This is a genomic window from Pseudoxanthomonas sp. 3HH-4, assembly GCF_006716465.1.
In the GTDB taxonomy this organism is placed as follows: domain Bacteria; phylum Pseudomonadota; class Gammaproteobacteria; order Xanthomonadales; family Xanthomonadaceae; genus Pseudoxanthomonas_A.
Genome location: NZ_VFPB01000005.1, coordinates 409,397 through 425,430, shown reverse-complemented (window position 1 = coordinate 425,430; position 16,034 = coordinate 409,397). Strand labels below are relative to the sequence as shown.

Genomic DNA, 16,034 nt, shown 5'->3' with positions numbered 1-16,034 from the left:
CCTGATAGGGCCAATTCCGTCACCATGCGAGCCCCCTCCCATGACTGCTCCGTCTTTGGTTGCTGCTGCCCGGGCATCCCGGGCCCCGATGTTCCCGTGCTGCCTGCTGGCCGGCGTCGTCGCCGGCCTGGCCGATCTCGGCGCCGCGATCCTGTACTGGTGGGTGATCGATGGCGTGCCGCCGCTGCGCATTCCGCAGTCGATCGCGGCGTGGGTGCTGGGCCGCGAGGCGTTCGCGGGCGGGATGGCGACCGCCGTCGCCGGCACGGTGCTGTTCGTCGTGCTGACCTGGGGGCTGGTGCGCCTGTACGCATCGCTGGCGACGGCATGGCCGTCGCTGCGACGCCATTCCGTCCGCAGTGGCCTGATGTACGGCGCGCTGGCGTACGTGGCGGTTTTCCACATCGCGGTACCGCTGTTCGCCGTGGAAGGCGCGGCGCCGGCGCGCCTGGATGGCATCGGCTTCGGCCTGTTCGCCTGCGCGGTGCTGGTGGGCCTGCCGTGTGCGTGGGCCGCGCGGCGACTGCGCGCATGAAGCGAACGCGCGCGATGGCTCCCGATCGCATGCCCGGGAATGGACCTGTGCAGGCGCGGGAATGCCGGTTGCAATGACGTCGCTTCCTCCACCGACTATCGCACCGCCATGAATGCACGCGCGCCCTCCCCCATGTTTCCCCGCGCCGTGCTGCTGGGCGGTGCGGTCGCCGGCACGCTGGATATCCTCTACGCCTTCGCTTTCTGGTGCATGCAAGGCATTCCGCCGGTGAAGATCCTGCAGTCGGTGGCCGCCGGATGGCTGGGACGCGAGGCCTTCACCGGCGGCGGCGCTTCCGCACTGCTCGGCGCGGTCTCGCACTACGGCATCGCGCTGGTCATGGCGTGGACGTTCTACCAGGCGGCGCGCCGTGTGCCGGCGCTCGAGCGCCATCCGCTCCCCTACGGCGCGCTCTATGGCGTGCTGCTGTACGCGGTGATGACCTACGTCGTGGTCCCGTTGTCGGCCGCCGGCGAAGGTGCGTGGCCGGCGTGGCAGTGGCAGCAGCTCGCGCACGTCGTCGCGCATGCGGTGCTGGTCGGCATTCCCTGCGCGCTCGCCGCGCGTTGGGTGCTCGCGCGCCACGACTGATACGACCGGTGCCGCGCACGCCTGCACGGCGTGCGTCGACATCACGGATCCGCCTCGACCATCGCGCTGCCGCATCGCACTGCTCCGCGTCGTCCCCGACCTCACGCTAGGCGCACGCCCGTGGCGCCCGCGTGCCGCAGTTGCGCATCCGATAGCCGCGTTGCGCACATTGCCCGACGCACGTCGCACGCGGCGAGGAAGGCGAATTCCTGCACACGACAAGCGCGATGGCCGCGCACGGCGCGGGGTTAAGGATTCGTGATTCTTGCGCTCACCCTGCCCGCCCGTGGCAGGCACCATGAACTGGAGACCGCATGAAACCTGCCATCAATCCCCTGAGCCTGGCGATCGTCGGCGCGATCGCGACCGGCGCGCTGGTCCGACCTGCGTTCGCGCAGGAATCGGCCCCCGCCACCACCACGCTCGACCGCATCGAGGTGACCGGCTCGCGCATCAAGCGCAGCGACCTGGAAACCGCCAGCCCGGTGTTCGTCATCGATCGCGAGGCGATCAGCAACTCCGGCGCCGCCACCGTCGGCGAATTCCTGCAGCGCACACCGTCGATCTCGGGCGCCGGCATGAACCCGCAGGTCAACAACGGCGGCGGCGCGGGCGCGGCCACGGTCGACCTGCGCGGCCTCGGCCAGACCCGTTCCCTGGTGCTGGTGAACGGCCGCCGCTGGATCGCCTCCGTGGCGAATGCGGCGGGCGCCGTCGACGTCAACACCATCCCGATGGGCATGATCGAACGCGTCGAGGTGCTGAAGGACGGCGCGTCGGCGATCTACGGTTCCGACGCCATCGGCGGCGTGGTGAACTTCATCATGCGCCGCGATTTCGAGGGACTGGAAGCCAGCGCCTTCTACGGCGTCTCGTCGCGCGGCGACGCGGATACCCAACGCTACGACGCGATGTTCGGCGCCAGCAGCGAGCGCAGCCACATCATCGTCGGCGCCGGCTACGACAAGGAAGATCCGGTCTTCGCCAAGGATCGCGCGTACTCCAGCCAGCCCTACCAGCTGTATGCGGGCGAGCACGGCATCGGCGGCACCAGCCGCATCCTCACCGGCCGCTACGTGGTGCCGCGCTCGGCCGCCTCCGCCGCGGGCGTCAACCTCGCCGATCCCAACTGCGGTTCGCAGGCCAACGTGGTGCTGACGCGCATCGACGGCACGCCCGGCAGCAGCGGCGCCAACTTCCGCTGCTTCGACAACTCCAACGACGTCTACAACTTCCAGGCCGACGGCAATCTCAACCTGACCCCGCAGGAACGCACCAACCTGTTCCTCAGCGGCAGCTACCAGCTGACCGACAGCACCGAGGCCTTCCTGCTGGGCGCCTGGAACCGCACCGAATCCTCGTTCAAGATCGCGCCGCTGCCGTTCGACGGACGCCCGGCGGTGGACGACGTGCCCATCAGCGCGGACAGCCTGTACAACCCGTTCGGCGTCGACATCAGCGACGCGCGCCTGCGCCTGCGCGACTTCATCCCCACGCGCAGCACCGCGTTCGAAACGCAGACCTACCAGATCGTCGCCGGCCTGCGCGGCATGTTCGGCGACAGCAGCTGGAGCTGGGACGCGGCGTACTCCTACGGACGCACGCCGCAGACCCAGGTGGTGCGCGGCTACCTGTACAGCCCGGCGCTGCGAGACTCGCTGGGCCCGTCGATGATCGACCCGGCCAGCGGCAACGCGATCTGCGTACGCAACCCCGGCGATCCGTCCAGCGTCATCGCCGGTTGCCTGCCGGTGAACTTCTTCGGCCCGCCGCCGGATCCGTCGACGCCGGCCGGCCAGGCGCAGCTGGCGGCGCTGGCGACGATCAACCCCACCATCGTCAACACCAACCAGAACGACCTGAAGGTATTCACCGCCAACGCGACCGGCGACCTGTTCGAGCTGCCGGCCGGCAAGGCGTCGCTGGCGGTGGGCGTGGAATACCGCGAGGAAACGGCCAGTTCCGACGTGGATTTCCTCACCATCATCCCGGCCGGCGAAACGGTGTGCCTGATCACCCAGGAAGCCTGCACCTACGGCAACATCGCCGGCGGCTTCGACGTGAAGGAGCTGTATGCGGAGGCGCTGCTGCCGCTGCTGGCCGACGTGCCGTTCGCCGAACGGCTGAGCATCTCGCTGGGAACGCGCTATTCGGACTACTCCAACTTCGGCAATACCACCAACTCGAAGGTGGGCATCGAGTGGAAGCCGATCAGCGACCTGCTGGTGCGCGCCACCTATGCGCAGGTGTTCCGCGCACCGACGATCGCCAACCTGTTCGGCCCGACCACGCCCAGCGCCAACACCTACATCGACCCCTGCAACGGCTACAGCGGCGGCGCGGTCGGCGACCCGCGCGCCTGTGCCAACGTGCCCGTCGACGGCTCGTTCCAGCAGAGTAACAACCAGGTGACCTCGTTCCAGGTGTCCAACCCGGACCTGCAACCCGAGGAGGGCGACGTGCTGACCGTCGGCTTCGTCTACAGCCCGTCGTGGGCGGACGGCTTCAGCACCACCGTGGATTTCTGGCGAGTGGAGCTGGACGACTTCATCACCACGCTGCCGGAGACGGTGATTCTCAACCAGTGCTACCAGTTCGGCCGCTACTGCGACAGCTTCATCCGCGACGCCGCCGGCGACGTGGCGCAGATGACGAACGTGGTGGGCAACTTCGGCGCGCTGAAGACCAGCGGGGTGGACATCGGCTTTCGTTACCTGTTCGGCGAGACGCCCTGGGGCCGGTTCTCCTGGAACCTGGATACCAGCTACCTGGCTGAGTACGAAGTGCGGCTGCTGGCCGGCGATCCGAGCAGCGATGTGGGCGCGTTCCCCGGCATCCCGGGCAGTAGCGGGCTGGCGGGCACCTTCGTGGACAGTGCGAGTTCCGGCTTCGGCAACCTGGCGCGCTGGCGCGCCCTGAACGACCTGCGCTGGAACCTGGGCAACTGGAGCGCCAGCCTCAGCACGCGCTACATCCACCACGTGTACGAAGCGCCGGACGTGGCCGACGTGAGCGAACCGGGCTACGTGGCGAAGCGGCGCATCCCGTCGTTCACCCAGACCGACCTGCAGGTGGGCTACCGCGTGCCGGAACTGGCGAACAGCGAGATCCAGCTGGGCGTGCGCAATCTGACCGACCGGCAGGCGCCGCTGGTCTACTCCGGCTTCAACGCTTCCACCGACCTGCGGACCTACGATGGCATCGGACGTTTCTACTGGATGCGCTGGACCGTCAAGTTCTGACGCGGGCATGGACGGCGCGGTCGCACCTCCGGGTGCGGCCGCGTGGCCCTCCTGCGATCTGCGCCACTTCGTCCGCGTCTACGACGATGACCTGCCCCCGGCCTTCTGCGCACGCATGGTCGACTCGTTCCACGCACTGGCCGGCCGCCAGCAACGCAACGGTCGCGGCATACGTGCCGGGCTGGACGACAGTGCCTGGAGCGAACTGGACGTCGGCCGCCACGCGGACGACGGTTTCCTGCACTTTTTCAGGGCCCGCATCGACGCCGCGCTGGCGCGCTACAACCGGGACATCGGACTGCCCATCGCGGTGCCCGACAGTCCATTGCTGGCGCCGCTGGTGATGAAGCGCTATGCCGCGGGCGACAGCGAGAAATTCCAGCTCCACTTCGATGCGGTCAACGAAGTCTGCGACCGCTACCTGGTGTTCCTGTGGTACCTGAACGACATCGACGACGGTGGCGATACGCGCTTTCCGTCGTTGGACCTGCATGTCGTTCCGCGTGCGGGCCGGTTGCTGGTGTTCCCGCCCTACTGGATGTTCCCTCACCAGGGATGCCCGTCGCCGACGCGCGACAAGTACATCGTGTCGACCTACCTGCGCTTTCCACGGGCTCACTCCCGGTAGCCGTAGCGTTCGATCCACGGCGCGAGCCGCGCCATCGGTTCGCCGGCGAAATGGCGCCGGTAGCGCCGCCAGCGGTACAGGGCATCCGTGTTGAGCGGTCGCGCCACCTGTGCGTAGCTGGGCGTGCGGATGCGTGTCTCGCGTTCGTGCGCCTGCCGATGGAATTCCTCGATCCCGCCCCCGTGCGGGAGAATCCCGAGGAACGCATGGATCTCGCGCAGCGTGGGCCCGGGCGCGACCACCAGGTCTTCGTAGCGCAGCACATGGACGGCGCAGCCGGCCAGTACGCGCTGTTCTTCCCAATAAGTCATCACCCGCGCGTAGGCCTCCGCCGTGGACGCCAGCGACGAAAACGCCAGCGCACCGCCGTTCAGACCGAATGCCTGCATATGGCAGCTGAGCACCACGTCGCAGGGATGGCGCAGCAGGCACAGCGTGTGGGCGCGCGGGAACAGGCGCGCAATGTGGCCGATGCGCGTGAGCGACAGCGGGTACTTGTCCACCAGCCTGCGGTAGGGATCCGGCGCATGCGCCGCCATCGCCGACCAGTAACGGCCGCGTAACGCCGTGCGCTGCGCGGGCGCCAACGCCTCCAGCCTCGCGCCGAGATCGCCATCCCTCGCGTCTCCATACAGGGCGGCGATGACGTCCTCCAGCACCGGCACTTCTTCCGCCACCTGCAGCGCCGGATGCATCCGCAGCAGTTGCTGCAGCAGGGTGGTGCCTGAGCGTGGGAAGCCGACGAGGAAGACGGGATCAGGCGGATGGCCATCCTCGATCGGTGCGTGCCAATGCGCAGGAGCAGGAGCGGCCAGGCGTTGCGCCAGCCAGGCGAGCGGATCGGCATGCTCCGCCTCGGGATGCCGGACGTGGAAGGCGCGCTTCGCCGAGGCATGCGCCTGCTGCAGCGACGACATCGCAGCGTCCTCGTCGCGATCGAGATCGTGCAGCCGTGCCGCTTCGAAGTGCAGCTGCGCCGCCATCTCGTCGCCGCCGGCGTGTTCCAGCGCCGACCGCACATGGGCAAGTGCGCCGCGCGCATCGCCGCGCCGCCGCAGCCAGCGTCCACGGCACAACGCATACAACGCGGGTTGCGCCGACGGATGGCGCACCGCGGCGAGCTGTTCGCCCGCTTCGTCCACCCGGTTCATCCGCTCCAGCAACAGCGCGTACTGGAGGCGCGTGACGTCATCGCCGGGATCGTCGGCGAGACAGGCAGCGAACAGCTGCAGGGCGAGGTGCTCGTCGCCCGCCTGCGCGTGCAGCCACGCGACACCGCGACGCTGCATCGGCGACACCGCGGCGATGTCGATGCGGGCGAGGCAGCGGCGCGCGTCGTCGAACCGCTCCATCTCCACTAGGTACTGGGCCCACGCCAACGCGACATCGGATGCCCCAGGCTGCGCGCGGTAGGCGCGACCCAGGCAACGCCCCGCTTCCTGGAATCGCCTCGCCGCCAGCCAAGCCAGTCCCTGCCCCAGCCACAGCGCGACGCCATCGCCACCCAGGCGTTCCGCGGCCTCGAACGCCTGCAACGCGCCGTCGACATCCGCGCACGCGAGCCGTGCATTGCCCAGGTTCAGCGCATGCGCGGGCTCGTCGGGCTGCTGCCTATGCAGGCGTTCGAACAACACAGCGGCGTCGGCATGGCGCTCCGCCATCGCATGCGCCAGCGCCTGTCGGGCGAGCGCATCAAGGTGCGGCGCTTCGGCGTGGTGCTCGGCGGCGGCGAGGACGGCACGCTGCATGGCGGAGGTCATCCGGAAAGACATCGCACGATGGCATGCCGCACCGGCGCGTGCGCGCGGATTGGTACCCGCCGGCGATGGCGGATTGGTTCCTGCTGGTGCCGTGGTCGCGATTCCGCATTCCGTGCGCATCGATGAAGCGACAGCGGTGTACGTGGATCGCACCCACAGCACGCGGCGGCCCGAGCGAGAACGCGACCCTGAGCGGGTCAACGCCGCCGTGCTCTCTCCGGCACGGACCCGGTGCCAGAGTTCCCTCCAGAGGAACGCCACGCACCCTCGGCCACGGACATGCCCGGCACCGCCGGGCACATTTTTCCGCGCGACCGCACGGTATCGCGTGGACGTGTCGCGCCTGAACGAGTGGCCCTGCATCGCTCGCCGGAATTGGCTCTCAAAGCGGGAGCGGAGGGTGGCTAGAGTGGCCTCAACGCAACGCAGGACGCTGCCGCGTCCACAGGGCCACTTCGATGCGCATCCTCCACCACAGCCTGCGGTTCGGCGAGACGCTGGAACCGTCCCGCCTCAGCCACGAGGGATTCCACCTGCTGCACGCACGCGGACGCGGCACCCAGGCCGAGGTGCCTGCCGGATGGCTGACGATCTGCTGGCCGCTGCACGGCCAGCTGGCGCTGTCGGCCGGGGCCGGCGACTGGACCCTGCCGTCGCGCCAGATGCAGGTGTGGCGCGACGGCGCGCTGCGCTGCCGCGCGCTCGGACCGCAGGCATGGCTGGCGCTGTGCGGACCCGTCGGCCTGTGGGACGCGCTGGCACGCCACGGCGGTGACGCATGGCCGCCACTGCTGCCGTGGCGCGGACGCATGCGACGCGAGGTGGTGGGCCTGTTCGCACGGCTCGCGCGCGACAGCCACCCGACCACCACGCGTCCGAGCGGCGATCCGCCGGCCCTGCTGGACGCGTTGTGCGCGACGTTGGCGGAACACCAGCACGAGGTGCAGGCGCATCTCGGCCGCTGCAACGGACGCACGCTGGTGCGGCGGCAGCAGACGCTGCTGCGCCTGCTGCGCGTGCGCCATGCCATCGAGTGCAACCCCGACACGCGCCTGGACCTGGACGCACTGGCAGGCATGGCGAACTACTCGCCCTGCCACCTGATCCGCATCTACCGCAGCGTGTTCGGCGAAACGCCCAACGAATACGCCGTACGCCTGCGCGAACGCCAGGCCTGGGAGATGGTCAGCCGCACCGGCCTGCCGATCTGCGAAATCACCGAGATGCTGGGCTTCGAAAGCCAGAGCGCGTTCTGTCGCGCCTTCAAGAACGCCTTCGGCCGGACCACATCGGAAGTGCGCCGCCTGCTGCCGCCGTGCGATGAAGCGCAGCGCGAGGCATGCGCGGCCTGAGCCGCGCGACGCGTTCGCGCTAGCAGGTGTACAGCGACGATGGGCTCAGTGCCCGCCGTCGAGTGCCTTCAGTTCGCTGACCAGCGCATTGGCCATCTCGGACCCGTCGCCGTACAGCATGCGGGTGTTGTCGGCATAGAACAGCGCGTTCTCGATGCCGGCGAAGCCAGTGCCCTTGCCGCGCTTGATGACGATAGTGTTCTTCGAATTGACCACATCGAGGATCGGCATGCCGTAGATCGGGCTGGCCGGGTCGGTCTTCGCGACCGGATTCACGACATCGTTCGCGCCGATCACCAGGGATACGTCGGTGTTGGCGAACTCGGGGTTGATGTCGTCCATGTCGGCGATCAGGTCGTAGGGCACGCCGGCTTCGGCCAGCAGCACGTTCATGTGGCCCGGCATGCGGCCGGCCACCGGGTGGATGGCGAACTTCACCTTCACCCCGCGATCCATCAGCTTCTGCGACAGCTCCCAGATCTTGTGCTGCGCCTGCGCCACCGCCAGGCCGTAGCCGGGCACGATCACCACGCGCTCGGCGTAGGCCATCATCGCGGCGACGTCGGCAGCCTCGATGGGCTTCATCGAACCGCCGATCTCCTGCATCGCCGCGCTGCCGCCGCCGAAGTTGGAGAACAGCACGTTGCTGATCTTCCGGTTCATCGCCTTGGCCATCAGCCGCGTCAGCAGCATGCCGGCCGCGCCGACCATGGTGCCGGCGATGATCAAGGCTTCGTTGCCCAGCACATAACCTTCGAACGCCACCGCCAAACCGGTGAAGGCGTTGTACAGCGAGATCACCACTGGCATGTCGGCGCCGCCGATCGGTAGCGTCATCAATACGCCCAGGGCCAGCGACAGCGCGAAGAAGGCGACAATCCACGGCATCGCCAGTGTGGTCAGCGCCATCACACCACAGACCACCGCCGCCAACGCGACCAGCGCGTTGAACCACTGCTGGCCCGGGAACGTGTAGCGCTTGTCCATGCGCCCGTCGAGCTTGGCCCAGGCGATGACCGAGCCGGTCAGCGAGACGGCGCCGATCAGCGCGCCAATGACTGCGAGCGAGAGGGTGAACGTGGACGGTGCCGGTTCACCGGCGGAATAGCGCACCAGTTCCACCGCGCCGATGGCCGCGGCCGAACCGCCGCCCATGCCGTTGAACAGCGCGACCATCTGCGGCATGTCGGTGATGGCGACCTTCTTGCCCCAGATCCAGTTCAGGCCAACGCCGATCACGATGGCCGCGATCATCAGGCCGATGTTGTGCAGCCCCGGCAGGAAGAACGTGGCGATGGTGGCGATCAGCATGCCCGCGCCGGCCCATTGGATGCCGCTGCGCGCGGTCTTGGGGCTGGCCATGCGCTGCAGGCCCAGCAGGAACAGCGTGGCGGCCACGAAGTAACTCAGTTTCACCAGGGTGAGCGCGCTCATTTGGCGTCTCCCGGCTTCTTGCTGCTCTTGAACATGTCCAGCATGCGCTCGGTGACCACGTAGCCACCGGCCGCGTTGCCGGCACCCAGCAGCACGGCAATGAAGCCGATGGCCTTCTCCAGCGTGGTATCGGCATGGCCCAGCACCACCATCGCACCGATCAGCACGATGCCGTGGATGAAGTTGGAGCCGGACATCAACGGCGTATGCAGGATCACCGGCACCCGCGAAATGATCACGTGCCCGGCGATGGCCGCCAGCATGAAGATGTACAGCGCCACGAACCCGTCGCTCATCCGCTCCCCCATCCTGTCCACGTTGTCGACACCGCAGCGCGGCGCGCAGGGTGTGCCCGCATCATAACCGCACCTGAACCTGGCGGGTGTCGCCTCGCGGCCTGTCAACCATGCTCCGCGCGCTGCGTTCCCATGCCTGCACCCCAACGCCCCGAGGACCCGCCCATGAAGCGCATGTCACTGTTGGTACTGACCTTACTGCTGCTGGGCACCACTGGCGTCGCCTCCGCGCGCGATGCAGGAGATCGCATCGACCACCGGCTGGATCGCAAGGGCGACCGCGTGGAGCACCGCATGGATGCGCGCGGCGACCGCATTGAGCGGCGCTTCGACCGCAGCGCGCGATGGGCCGACACCCATGGCCATCCCCGCGCCGCGAAGCACCTGGAGCGCCGTGGCGACCGGATCGACCTCCGCCTGGATCGCAAGGGCGAGCGCGCCGAAGCGCATTGGGACCGTCGCGGCGACCGCATCGACCGCCGCCTGGATCGTCGCGGCTGATTCACGCCCCCGGCCGCTAAGCTATGTTGGTGAGCACCGCCCCCAGTCCGTCGCCGGAAACGTCACCGTCCAGCCCGCTGGCGGCGACGCTGGATCTGTTCCTGGCCGACATCGGGCCGCGCGCGTTCCGCTTCGCCGAAGCCGGCCTGCGCCATCGCGAGGATGCGCTGGACGCCGTGCAGGACGCCATGATGAAGATGCTAGTGTACGCCGACCGCCCCGCTGCGGAATGGACGCCCCTGTTCTGGAGCATCCTGCGCCGGCGCATCGTCGATCTGCAGCGCCGCGCCGGCTTCCGGCTGCGCTGGCTGCTGCCGACCGGCGACCGCGGCGAAGAAGGCCCAGTGGACTGGGCGCCCGACCACGGCGCCGGCCCCTCGCAGGCGCACGACCAACGTGAAGCCTACGCGCGGCTCGTGGGAGCCCTGCGCAATCTGCCCGCCCGGCAGCGCGAAGCCTTTACCCTGCGCGTGCTGGAAGAACTGGATGTGGCCGACACGGCGCGCGCGATGGGCTGCTCGGAGGGATCGGTGAAGACGCACCTGTCCCGTGCGCGCGATGCCCTGCAACGGCAACTGGAGGAATTCCGATGAACCCCGCCCACGACAACGGCCATGGCCTCGACCAGCAGGCCCGTCGCCTGCACCAGGCTGCTGTGGCGCATGTGTCGCCACAGACGCTGCTGCGGCTGCGGACCGCCCGCCACGAGAACCAGCGTCGCGCGCCAGCGGCCGGCACTCCGCGCGCCTGGGGCTGGCTGACGGCAACAGCTTTCTCTGCGGTGCTCGCGGTGGGGCTTGGATTGCAGTGGCTGCCGCGTGCGCCGGATGCGCCTGTGCCCTCCTCGGTGGCCACGACATCGTCGAATGCCCAGGCCAGCGACATCACTGCCGACGCGCTCGGCGTCCCCAGCGCGCTCGATGAAGACCCCGACCTGTATCTGTGGCTGGCATCGGCCGATGCCCAGCCCCTCGCCATGGAGTCGACCCCATGATTGCCCGCGCCACCCGTCTTTTCGTCCTCGGCCTGCTGCTTGCCAGCGGCCACGCATGGGCGCAGTCCACGCCCGCGCCGCTGCCTGAGTGGGATAAGCTGACGCCCCAGCAACGCGAAGCGCTCATCGCACCCGTGCGCGATCGCTGGAACCGCGAGCCGGACGAGCGTCGGCGCATGATGGAGCGCGCCCAGCGCTGGCAGGCCCTCACGCCGGAACAACGTGCACAGGCACGGCATGGCATGAAGCGTTTCGAGGGCATGAACCCGGAGCAACGCCGCCAGGCGCGTGCGCTCTACGGCCGCATGAAGACGCTCACCCCCGAGCAGCGCGCCGACCTGCGCGAGCAGTGGAAGAAGATGACGCCCGAACAGCGCGAGGCCTGGATGCGCGACAACGCGCCGCCGCCGCGCGAGCGTGACCGGCGGCCAGACCGTTGAAGGCGGCCCTCAGGCCGCAGCCGGCGTCGCCGATGGTCTTTCCGGCCACACCGTCTTCGCCAGCAGTTCGTCGTCCCAGTCGAACTGCAGCGCACCTTCCCTGACGAACAGCGACACGAAGTTGAGCACGTTGCGGGCATACATCTCGCTGGCGTGGACAGCGCCGAGACTGGCGAGATTCAGTGGCCCTGCCAGAGTCACGCCCTGGTGGTCGTAGGTCTCGCCCGGCCGGGTAAGTTCGCAGTTGCCTCCGGTTTCGGCGGCCAGGTCGACGATGACACTGCCGGGCTTCATGCCCGCCACCATCGCGGCACTGATGATCTTCGGCGCGGGCCGGCCGGGCACCGCCGCGGTGCACACCACCACATCGATACCCTTCAGGTGATCCGCCAGTCGCTGCTGCTGCAATGCACGCTCTTCATCGGTCAGCTGGCGCGCATACCCGCCATCGCCCGCCGCGCTGACGCCCAGGTCGAGGAATTTCCCGCCCAGCGATTCGATCTGCTCGCGCGTTTCCGGACGCACGTCGAAGCCCTCCACCTGTGCGCCGAGGCGCTTGGCCGTGGCGACGCCCTGCAGGCCCGCCACGCCGGCGCCCACGATCAACACCTTCGATGGCCGGATGGTGCCCGCGGCCGTGGTCAGCATCGGGAAGAAGCGCGGTGCGAGCTGCGCGGCGATCAAGACCGCCTTGTAACCGGCCATGCCCGCCTGCGAACTCAACACGTCCATCGCCTGCGCGCGCGTGGTGCGCGGCAGCCGCTCGAGCGGGAACGCCTGGATGCCGCGTGCGCGAAGCGCTTCGTCGCGCGCGGGATCGGCGGATGGCTGCAGCACGCCCACCAGCGTGGCGCCCATCTTGAAATGGCGGATGGCGTCGGGCGCCGGCGGCTGCACGCAGAGCAGCAGGTCGGCACCCTCCCGGCCTTCGCCATCGACAATCTCCGCCCCCGCATCGGCATACGCCTGATCGACGAAACCGGCCGCCTGGCCAGCACCGCGCTCCACGGTCACCCGTGCGCCTGCGGCCAGCATCTTGCGGACCGTTTCCGGCGTCGCAGCCACGCGGCGCTCACCGGTCGCGGTTTCCTTCAGTACCCGAACTTCGACCGCCATGCGCCCCTCGTCGTTAGGTCATCCGTGTCGGGATGCTAACAGAGCGTGGCATCTCCGCGCGGAAGCGGAGGACCGGCGGTCGGTCTCGCGGTCAGACCGCCGCGGCGGGAGACGGGGTGGGCTCGAGGCGCTCGATCACGCCCTGCATGGCACTGTCGAAGGCGTCCTCGCTCTGGTGCGTGCGCAGGCGCCCCAGGCGCACCATCGCGGCCAGTTCTTCCGGCGAGGCAACGCAGAAGCGTACGCCGCGACGATTGACGAACAGCAGGCGCGAGGAGATCGGGCTGACCCACGACAGCTTGCCCGCCTGCACCTTGTTGTCCTTGTCGATGAAGTCCAGCCAGGTGCCGATCGCAAGATTGCGGAAATGGTCCGCATCGCTGTGGTCGAATTCGAGCGTATCCGCGCCCGCGACCAGTTGGATCGGCGTGGCTTCCTCGTCGATGACCGGCTTCGGCAGCACCACCTGCGGCAGTTCCGGCAGCGCCTTTTCCAGGTCGGGACGCGCTGCGGCCACCGCCTGCAGCGTGTCGTGCAATGCATCCACAGCGCCGCCCGCGGCATCCTGATTCATGCCGACGCTGGCGAACACCTTCAGCAACGCCGGTCGCCACGCCTGCAACCAGGGCTTGCCGATGACATGGCGCTGCGCTTCGGTGAGTTCCTCCAGCACGCCGTCCGCCAGTGTGAGCGATTCGCGCAGGCCCTCGCCTTCCTCGCCTTCGCGCAGCACCGTCATGGTGACATGGTGCGCCCACGGCTGGCGCAGGAAATCCTCGATGGCCTGCGGCACGCGACGATCCGCAAGGCGTTCGTCCAGCTCGGCGCTCATGCGCGCGCGCGCAGCTTCCAGACGCTCCTGCCCGCGCTGGATCTCGGCGGCACGGCGTTCCGCGATCTCGATGCGGCGGCGATGCTGTTCCAGGAACGCACGGAACTCTTCCTCCAGCGTCAGGAAGATCGCGAGGTTCTCGTTGAACTCGGCGACCAGGCGGTCGACGACCTCTTCCACCTTGGTGAGCAGCGTGCGTTCGGCCGCGCTCTCGCCGTTGTTGCCCTCGCAGGCCTCCGCCAGCACGTTGAGCAGGCGTCGCGCGGGATGGGTCTTCTGCACGAACATGCGCCGGTCCAGCAACGCCACCTTGACGAACGGCACCACGAGCCGGCCGATCAGTTCGCGCGGACGGCCCTCCAGGTCGCGCTCGTCCAGCATCACGTCGAACAGCATGCCGACCAGGTCTATCGCATCCTCGTCGACGGGCGCCAGGCGCGCGGTGGAGGGGTCCACGCCGAGCTGCATGGCGCTGCTGAGCACTTCGTTCTTCAAGCGCTGCGCCAGCGATTCGCCGTTGTCGCCGATCGCCGCACGCAGCGTGGCGCTGGGCGTGGCCTGCAACAGGGACAGCACCGAGAGCATTTCCCGCTGCGACAGGTCGCGCTGGCGCTGGTCGGCCGCGCGCGCTTCCGCCGCATCGCCCGCATCGCGACCACGGCGCGACTCCTGCAGCAGGTGATGCAACGCTTCAAGCAGGACGCCTTGCGCGCCTGGTGCGGCGCCGTAGCCAGGCGGCACGTCGCTAAAACCACCCATCATCGGGGCGGCGCGCGTGGCTTCGAGGCCACGGCTCACGCCGGCCATGCGATTGAGGAAACGCGCTGCCCACGCAGGTGCGCCGGGCTCCTCGCCGCCTTCACCCTCGTTCTCCATGTCCGGCGCCGCGCCAGCTTCCGGCTTCGGTGCGCGGCGCGACGGCAGTTCCGGCATCACGCCAACCTGCATGAGCCGTTGGTCCAACGACGCATAGATGCGCGCGATCGCGGGCACCAGGTCCCGTTCGCACAGCTTGATCACCACCAGCCGGACCTCGGGCGTGAGATCGCACGCCGAGAACGCCTGGTGGACGGCCACGCCGATGTGCTCGGGGCCGATGGGGTTGAGCTCCACGTCCAGCACGACATTGCCGGCGATCCAGCCCAGGCGGCGGTCCAGCCGGGCGAGGACGGGCTTGCAGTCGCGCTGGATCACGCTGGCCAGGTTGCGTACGGCCAGCCGGGACTCCAGCTCCTGGTCCGTTATCAGGGTCAGTCCGTCCTCCGACCCTTGTGCGAATGCGCTCTCCATGGACAGTGGCTGCCCTTCCTGCAGCGCGCTCCAGGCTCGCTGCAGATGGGCGCGGAAGCGCACGATGATGTCTTCGCGGCGACGGCGCAGTTCACGCATCGCATCCAGGAAGGCCATCTGCGAGGGGCCGGCCCGCTCGGCACGGTCGAATAGCGCATCGTCGAAACGACCCAGCGCCACCGCGAAGGCGTCCACCAGCGGCGGGATCGCCGCATCACGCGCCTGATCCAGCAGACGCGTGTCGCGACCGGGCCGATCGGCGATATTGAGGACGTTCGACATGCGCAAGGTTCCCCGCCTTGGCAGGCGAAAGGAGTTCGGGGGATACGGACCGGGGATCCGCGATGACATCGTAGGAAATCCGGCGGACCGGCAACCGTGATGGCCTCGTCATTTTAGTGCCATGCAACAAGATGTGACACGGTAAACTTGACGCATGTCGCTTACCGATCCCCTGCGCTTCCTCGACGCACGCCGTTCCGTGCCCTCCAAACAGCTCGGCACCCCCGGCCCTGACGATGCCACGTTGCTCCGGATGCTCGCTTCCGCGGTCCGCGTACCGGATCACGGCAAGCTGGTGCCGTTCCGCTTCCTCCGCATCCAGGGCGAAGCGCGGCATGCGCTCGGCGAACACCTGGCGGCACGCACCTTGCATCTCGATCCCGCCGCGGCGGACGCCGTGGTCGCGAAGGACCGCGCGCGCTTCTCGCACGCACCGGTCATCATCACCGTGGTCGCGCACCTCATCTCGGGCCACAAGGTGCCGGAGCAGGAGCAACTGCTCACTGCGGGCAGCGTCTGCTTTGCCCTGCTGCAATCCGCGCAGGCACTCGGCTTCGGCGCGCAATGGCTGACCGGCTGGATGGCGTACGACGATGCCGTGGCGGAAACGCTCGGCCTGGCTGCGAACGAGAAGATCGCCGGCTTCATCCACATCGGCACACCGCAGCTGGACGCCCCCGAACGCGAACGCCCCGATCCCGCGGCGCTGCTCAGCGACTGGACGCCCCATGCCTGAGCAGG

At 68.7% G+C, this 16,034-nt stretch carries 15 protein-coding genes; 10 read left to right on the top strand and 5 right to left on the bottom strand.

Going from position 1 to position 16,034, the window contains the following annotated elements; all coding sequences use genetic code 11:
* The first annotated feature begins 40 nt into the window (after positions 1-40).
* The 4 genes from FB548_RS16410 (at position 41) to FB548_RS16395 (ending at position 4,996) form a co-directional block, all read left to right on the top strand.
* The gene (locus FB548_RS16410; protein WP_142125863.1) at positions 41-535 is read left to right on the top strand and encodes a hypothetical protein; all 495 of its coding nucleotides are present in this window, start codon (positions 41-43) and stop codon (positions 533-535) included.
* Between the two features lie 132 nt (positions 536-667).
* Positions 668-1,126 (top strand): hypothetical protein, encoded by a 459-nt coding sequence (locus FB548_RS16405; protein ID WP_142125862.1) that lies wholly within the window; start codon positions 668-670, stop codon positions 1,124-1,126.
* A 314-nt stretch (positions 1,127-1,440) separates the two neighbouring features.
* Positions 1,441-4,368, top strand: a complete 2,928-nt coding sequence (locus FB548_RS16400; protein ID WP_142125861.1) for a TonB-dependent receptor — start codon at positions 1,441-1,443, stop codon at positions 4,366-4,368.
* Positions 4,369-4,375: 7 nt separating this feature from the next.
* Positions 4,376-4,996: a 2OG-Fe(II) oxygenase gene (locus tag FB548_RS16395; RefSeq protein WP_142125860.1), complete on the top strand. Its 621-nt coding sequence runs from the start codon at positions 4,376-4,378 to the stop codon at positions 4,994-4,996.
* Here the strand turns inward: FB548_RS16395 and FB548_RS16390 are convergent.
* Complete coding sequence (locus FB548_RS16390; protein ID WP_185742148.1) at positions 4,984-6,744, bottom strand: sulfotransferase; 1,761 nt, start codon at positions 6,742-6,744, stop codon at positions 4,984-4,986. The genes FB548_RS16395 and FB548_RS16390 overlap by 13 nt on opposite strands.
* Positions 6,745-7,214: 470 nt before the next feature.
* Between FB548_RS16390 and FB548_RS16385 the strand changes: the two genes are divergently transcribed.
* Entirely contained in the window at positions 7,215-8,108 is an 894-nt protein-coding gene (locus FB548_RS16385; RefSeq protein ID WP_142125858.1) for an AraC family transcriptional regulator, read from the top strand.
* A gap of 45 nt (positions 8,109-8,153) precedes the next feature.
* Here FB548_RS16385 and FB548_RS16380 read toward each other — a convergent pair whose 3' ends face one another.
* Together FB548_RS16380 and FB548_RS16375 are read right to left on the bottom strand one after the other, a co-directional pair.
* Positions 8,154-9,542, bottom strand: a complete 1,389-nt coding sequence (locus tag FB548_RS16380; RefSeq protein ID WP_142125857.1) for an NAD(P)(+) transhydrogenase (Re/Si-specific) subunit beta — start codon at positions 9,540-9,542, stop codon at positions 8,154-8,156.
* Positions 9,539-9,838, bottom strand: a complete 300-nt coding sequence (locus FB548_RS16375) for an NAD(P) transhydrogenase subunit alpha (RefSeq protein WP_142125856.1) — start codon at positions 9,836-9,838, stop codon at positions 9,539-9,541. Before FB548_RS16375 ends, FB548_RS16380 begins: the two co-directional genes overlap by 4 nt.
* A gap of 165 nt (positions 9,839-10,003) precedes the next feature.
* On the opposite strand from FB548_RS16375, the gene FB548_RS16370 reads away from it, so the two are divergent.
* Genes FB548_RS16370 through FB548_RS16355 form a run of 4 tightly spaced genes read left to right on the top strand, consistent with a single transcriptional unit; the run spans position 10,004 to position 11,773 of the window.
* On the top strand, positions 10,004-10,339 hold the full coding sequence (locus FB548_RS16370) for a hypothetical protein (RefSeq protein WP_142125855.1): 336 nt from the start codon (positions 10,004-10,006) through the stop codon (positions 10,337-10,339).
* A 23-nt stretch (positions 10,340-10,362) separates the two neighbouring features.
* A complete protein-coding gene (locus FB548_RS16365; protein ID WP_142125854.1) occupies positions 10,363-10,932 on the top strand; it encodes an RNA polymerase sigma factor in 570 nt (189 codons plus the stop codon).
* The gene (locus tag FB548_RS16360) at positions 10,929-11,333 is read left to right on the top strand and encodes a hypothetical protein (RefSeq protein WP_142125853.1); all 405 of its coding nucleotides are present in this window, start codon (positions 10,929-10,931) and stop codon (positions 11,331-11,333) included. The genes FB548_RS16365 and FB548_RS16360 overlap by 4 nt, the downstream gene beginning before the upstream one ends.
* A complete protein-coding gene (locus tag FB548_RS16355) occupies positions 11,330-11,773 on the top strand; it encodes a DUF3106 domain-containing protein (protein WP_142125852.1) in 444 nt (147 codons plus the stop codon). Before FB548_RS16360 ends, FB548_RS16355 begins: the two co-directional genes overlap by 4 nt.
* 9 nt (positions 11,774-11,782) lie before the next feature.
* Here FB548_RS16355 and FB548_RS16350 read toward each other — a convergent pair whose 3' ends face one another.
* Both FB548_RS16350 and FB548_RS16345 read right to left on the bottom strand, forming a co-directional pair.
* Positions 11,783-12,889 (bottom strand): NAD(P) transhydrogenase subunit alpha, encoded by a 1,107-nt coding sequence (locus tag FB548_RS16350; protein WP_142125851.1) that lies wholly within the window; start codon positions 12,887-12,889, stop codon positions 11,783-11,785.
* Between the two features lie 91 nt (positions 12,890-12,980).
* A complete protein-coding gene (locus FB548_RS16345) occupies positions 12,981-15,293 on the bottom strand; it encodes a DUF1631 domain-containing protein (protein WP_142125850.1) in 2,313 nt (770 codons plus the stop codon).
* A 154-nt stretch (positions 15,294-15,447) separates the two neighbouring features.
* On the opposite strand from FB548_RS16345, the gene FB548_RS16340 reads away from it, so the two are divergent.
* The gene (locus FB548_RS16340) at positions 15,448-16,029 is read left to right on the top strand and encodes a nitroreductase (RefSeq protein ID WP_142125849.1); all 582 of its coding nucleotides are present in this window, start codon (positions 15,448-15,450) and stop codon (positions 16,027-16,029) included.
* Positions 16,030-16,034 lie beyond the last annotated feature (5 nt).